Source organism: Microbacterium sp. BF1, from assembly GCF_019279095.1.
Lineage (GTDB): Bacteria > Actinomycetota > Actinomycetes > Actinomycetales > Microbacteriaceae > Microbacterium > Microbacterium maritypicum.
Window position 1 is genome coordinate 1 of the sequence record NZ_JAGYWT010000187.1, and the last position, 4,590, is coordinate 4,590.

The 4,590-nt window shown below is 67.0% G+C and carries 3 protein-coding genes and 2 pseudogenes; all 5 read right to left on the reverse strand.

What is annotated here, in order from left to right; genetic code table 11:
- The coding region (locus KZA10_RS08295) for an acyl-CoA dehydrogenase family protein (RefSeq protein WP_256934570.1) at positions 1-1,190 on the reverse strand (1,190 nt) is incomplete at its 3' end.
- Positions 1,191-1,253: 63 nt separating this feature from the next.
- Positions 1,254-1,472, reverse strand: a complete 219-nt coding sequence (locus KZA10_RS17910; protein ID WP_256934571.1) for a hypothetical protein — start codon at positions 1,470-1,472, stop codon at positions 1,254-1,256.
- Between the two features lie 263 nt (positions 1,473-1,735).
- Positions 1,736-2,740, reverse strand: a pseudogene (gene cydB / locus KZA10_RS08305) (cytochrome d ubiquinol oxidase subunit II); the annotation flags it as partial.
- Positions 2,741-2,754: 14 nt separating this feature from the next.
- Positions 2,755-4,170, reverse strand: a complete 1,416-nt coding sequence (locus tag KZA10_RS08310) for a cytochrome ubiquinol oxidase subunit I (protein ID WP_055865967.1) — start codon at positions 4,168-4,170, stop codon at positions 2,755-2,757.
- Positions 4,157-4,590 (reverse strand): annotated as a pseudogene (locus tag KZA10_RS08315) (transcriptional regulator); the annotation flags it as partial. The pseudogene KZA10_RS08315 and the gene KZA10_RS08310, both read right to left, overlap by 14 nt.

Below are 4,590 nucleotides of genomic sequence, written 5' to 3' on the forward strand. Positions count from 1 at the left end.
TCGGCGTGCTGCTGACGGTGGCGGAATCTCGCAGCGATCGCATCAGCAGAGTCGATGTCGTCGGTGCCGCGCTCTCCATCGTGGCGATGGGGAGCCTCGTGTTCGGCCTCATCGAGGGGCGGACATATGGCGGCTCGCGTGTTGTGGAACTTCGCCAGCGACGCCTGGGTCGGGCGCAGCTCGCCGGCCGTCTCGAGGTCGGCCATGCGCCGGCAGTACAGCTGCATGGCGGTGAGGTCCTCGAGCATGTGGGTGAGGCGCTCCTGGACCATCTGGAACTTGGCGAGCGGCTTTCCGAACTGCACCCGCTGGGTCGCATACGCCAGCGCCGCCTCGTAGCAGGCGGTCGCGTGTCCGAGCGCCGACCACGCGACGCCCGAGCGGGTCGCGTACAGCACGATGGAGGCATCCTTGAAGCTCTTCGTCCCCGGCAGCACGGCGTCGAGCGGGACCCGCACGTCGTCGAGCACGATGTGCGCCTGGTGGATCGCGCGCAGCGAGGCCTTGCCGCGGATCACGCAGCCGGTGTAGCCGGGGGTGTCCTGTTCCACGAGGAAGCACCGCACAGCGCCGTGCTCCTCGGCGCCCTCGTCGTCGACGCGCGCCCAGACGAACGTGATGCCGCCGGAGGCGCCGTTGCCGATCCACTTCTTCGTCCCGCGGATGACCCATTCGTCGCCGTCGCGGCGGGCCACGGTCTCCAGCGAGACCGAGTCCGAGCCGTGGTCGGGCTCGGTGAGGGCGAACGACCCGAGCACCGAGCCGTCGGCGACACGAGTGAGCCATTTCTCCTGCTGTGCGGGGGAACCGAACAGCGCCAGCGTGCGCAGCGCGAGTCCGCCCTGCACCGCGAGGATCGTGCCCAGCGATCCGTCGCCGCGGGAGATCTCCATGTTCACCAGGCCCGCGGCCAGCGGGGACAGGCTCGTGAGCGCGGGGTGCTGGACGCCGTCGACGACGAGATCCATCTCGCCCATTCGCCGGGCAGCCTCGAGCGGATACTCCGCGCGGTCCCAGGCATCCGCCATCTGCGGGGCGACCTCGTCGATGTAGGCCTTGGCACGGTCCCACGCCGCACGGTCGGCAGCGGGGATGTCGGAGAAGACCGCGTAGTAGTCGCTGTCCTGACGTCCGGTGATGTCGTACGACGAGACGCGCTCGCCGGGGAAGGGGGAGGCTGCAGTGCTCATGGGGCTCCTTCGTGGCACCAAGTATCGTACTCCTCGATACTCGGTTCCACGACCCTCGCGAGACTAGTCGAGCTGGGACTGCAGCCGGCGACCGACTTCGGCGATCGGCATGGAGCGGGGGAACACCGCCACGACCATGTCGTCCGGGGCGGCTACGGCATCGTCGCCGGCGACGCCGTAGCGACGACGCACATCGGCCAGCGCCGTCTGCAGCGTCGCCAGCGGCACCTTCTTGCGGCCGCGCAGCAGCTGGCGCAGCACGTGGTTGTGCACCGCCGTCACGAGGGCGGCGAAGCCGACCGCATCCAGAGGGTCGACACCGGGGAGCGCGCCGCGCAGATAGTCGTCGAACAGGCGCTCATAGCGGAAGACCGTGATGATCTCGCGTTCGCGCAGCACGGGCACCTGACGCACGATCTGGTAGCGGCGCCTGGCGAGTTCCGGATCGTGCGCGAAGTGGGCGAAGACCGACTCGGAGGCTGCGCACACCGCACCCCACGGATCGTCGTGTCCCTCGTCGAGGAACTCCCTGAGCTGTTCCAGACGATCGACTTCCGGGTGACGCGCTTGCGGAAGACCCAGTACGTCCAGGCCTGGTACGCGAGCACGAGCGGCATCGCGATCAGGGCCGTCCAACTCATGATCTGCAGCGTGTACGGCGTGCTCGACGCATTCGCGATCGTGAGGCTGTACGCCGGGTCGATCGTCGAGGGCATCACGTACGGGAACAGGGCGGAGAAGAGCATGACCACGGCGAACAGCACCGTGAGGATGCCGGAGAAGAACGCCCACCCGTCGCGTCGGACGAGCGAGAATCCGACCGCCGCGATCAGGCTGACCGCCGCGAGCGCCCCGGTGCCGATGACCAGCCAGAGCAGCGGAGCCTCACGGCCCATCGCGATGAACACCGTCCAGATCACGGTTGCGGCCGCGACGAGGATCGTGGGAATCGCGGCCTTCTTCGCCAGGTTCCGTGCGTCCTCGTGCACCTGTCCGTCGGTCTTGAGCGCCACGAACAGCACGCCGTGCAGGAAGAACAGCAGCAGCGTGGTGACGCCGACCAGCAGCGCGTACGGGTTCAGCAGTGCGAAGAAGCCACCCACGTAGATGTGATTCTCGTCGATCGCCACTCCCTGCACGATGTTGCCGAACGCGACACCCCACAGCAGCGCGGGGACGACCGAGCCGATCACGATCATCCGGTCGAAGCCGGCCTTCCACTTCACGCTGTCGCGCTGGTGCCGGTATTCGAACGACACCCCGCGCAGGATCAGTGCGAGCAGGATCAGCAGCAGCGGCAGGTAGAACCCGCTGAACAGCGTGGCGTACCACTCGGGGAACGACGCGAACAGCACGGCGCCGGCGACGATGACCCAGGTCTCGTTGAGATCCCAGACCGGACCGATCGTGTTGATGACCTGACGGCGCGAGACGTCGTCCTTGCCGAGGAACGGCAGTGACATGCCGACGCCGAAGTCGAACCCGTCGAGGACGAAGTAGCCCACGAAGAAGAAGGCGACGATGAAGAACCAGAGCGTTGCGAGATCCATGATGCTCCTCCCTCTCAGTAGACGACCGACGGCAGCTGGGCCGTCTCGTCATGCGGCTTCTCTTCGGTGTCGGGCCCCTTCTGCGCGGCCCGGATGATGAGACGGATCTCGACGACGGCGAGCGCCGCGTAGATCGCGGTGAACGAGATGAGCGATATCAGCACCTCGAGCCCGCTGACGCCCGGCGAGACACCGTCCTGCGTGGTCATCAGCCCGAACACGATCCAGGGTTGCCTTCCCATCTCGGTGAAGACCCAGCCCATGATGTTGGCGGCCAGCGCGAGCGGGAACGACCAGATCGCGACCTTCCACATCCACGGGGCGACAGGCTTCTTGGCGCCCTTGCGGGTGACCCAGAGACCGGCGACGGCCACGAGCGCTGCGGCGATGCCGAGGCCGATCATCCAGCGGAACGCCCAGTACGTGATCCACAGGATCGGGGCGAAGTCGGTCAGACCGGTGGAGGCGTACGTCTGGGCGTACTCGGCGTTCAGGTCGTTGATGCCGTGCACGCACGCGTCGAGCGTGTGGGTCGACAGCAGCGAGAGCAGATACGGCACGCGGATGGAGAACAGCTCCGAGCTGCCGTCCGGTGTGCCGAGCGTGAAGATGCTGAACGAGGCATCCGGCCCGCACACCGTGTTGAACGTCGCCTCGGCGGCGGCCATCTTCATCGGCTGCGCGGCGTACATCGCGAGTCCGAGCTGGTCGCCCGTGAGCACCACGCCGGCGGTCGACACGATCATGGCCCACAGCCCGAACTTGAGCGAGATGCGCATGGTGTCGAAGTGCTGGCCGCGCGAGAGGTGCCAGGCCGAGACCGAGATCACGACACCGGCCGCGAACATGAACGCGCCGAAGATCGTGTGCGGGAACGCGGCGAGCGCGACCGGGTTGGTCAGCAGTGCCCAGAAGTCGGTCAGCTCCGCCCGGTTCGTCGCCTCGTTGAACGTGTAGCCCACGGGGTTCTGCATGAACGCGTTGGCGGCGATGATGAAGTACGCCGACAGGATGCTGCCGATCGAGACGCACCAGATCGTGGCGAGGTGCAGCTTCTGCGGGAGCTTGTCCCAGCCGAAGATCCACAGCCCGATGAAGGTCGCCTCGAAGAAGAAGGCCAGCAGACCCTCGAAGGCGAGCGGTGCGCCGAACACGTCGCCGACGAAGCGGGAGTAGTCCGACCAGTTCATGCCGAACTGGAACTCCTGCACGATGCCGGTGACGACGCCCATGGCGAAGTTGATGAGGAAGATCTTGCCGAAGAAGCGGGTCAGATGCAGGTACTGCACCTTGGCGGTGCGCACCCACGCGGTCTGGAAGATCGCGGCGACCAGCGCCATGCCGATCGTCAACGGCACGAAGAGGTAGTGGTAGACGGTCGTCAGCCCGAATTGCCATCGGGCGAGAGCGAGCGGATCAAGCCATTCCATGCGCGACTCCTGTTCTGTGGTGCTGCGGCGTCGTGCGGTGACGCGGCGGCTCCGTTCCCTCGATCAGCGACGCGGTGGTGTCGCGCAGCTGCACGGTGCAGTCCGAGGCGAGGACGGCATCGCGAACGCACTCGGCTTCGAGTGGTCCGCCTGCCTCTTTGAGGACGCCTTGCATGAGTTCGAGGTGCACACGGCACAGCATCGGACGATCTTCCGAGCGTCCGGCGGCGTGCGGGCAGGGGCTGAGGTCGACCGTGAGCCGCTGGTCGTCGAGCACGGGCTCGAAGCCGCTCTCCTCCAGGTGCTCCACGAGCGCGTCGAGCTGGTAGGTGGCGTCTCGGCCGAGACCGGATGCCACATCGGGAAGCATGCTCCGCATCAGGTCTCCGCGGCGCGCAGCGGCCTTGGCCTTGTCGCGGG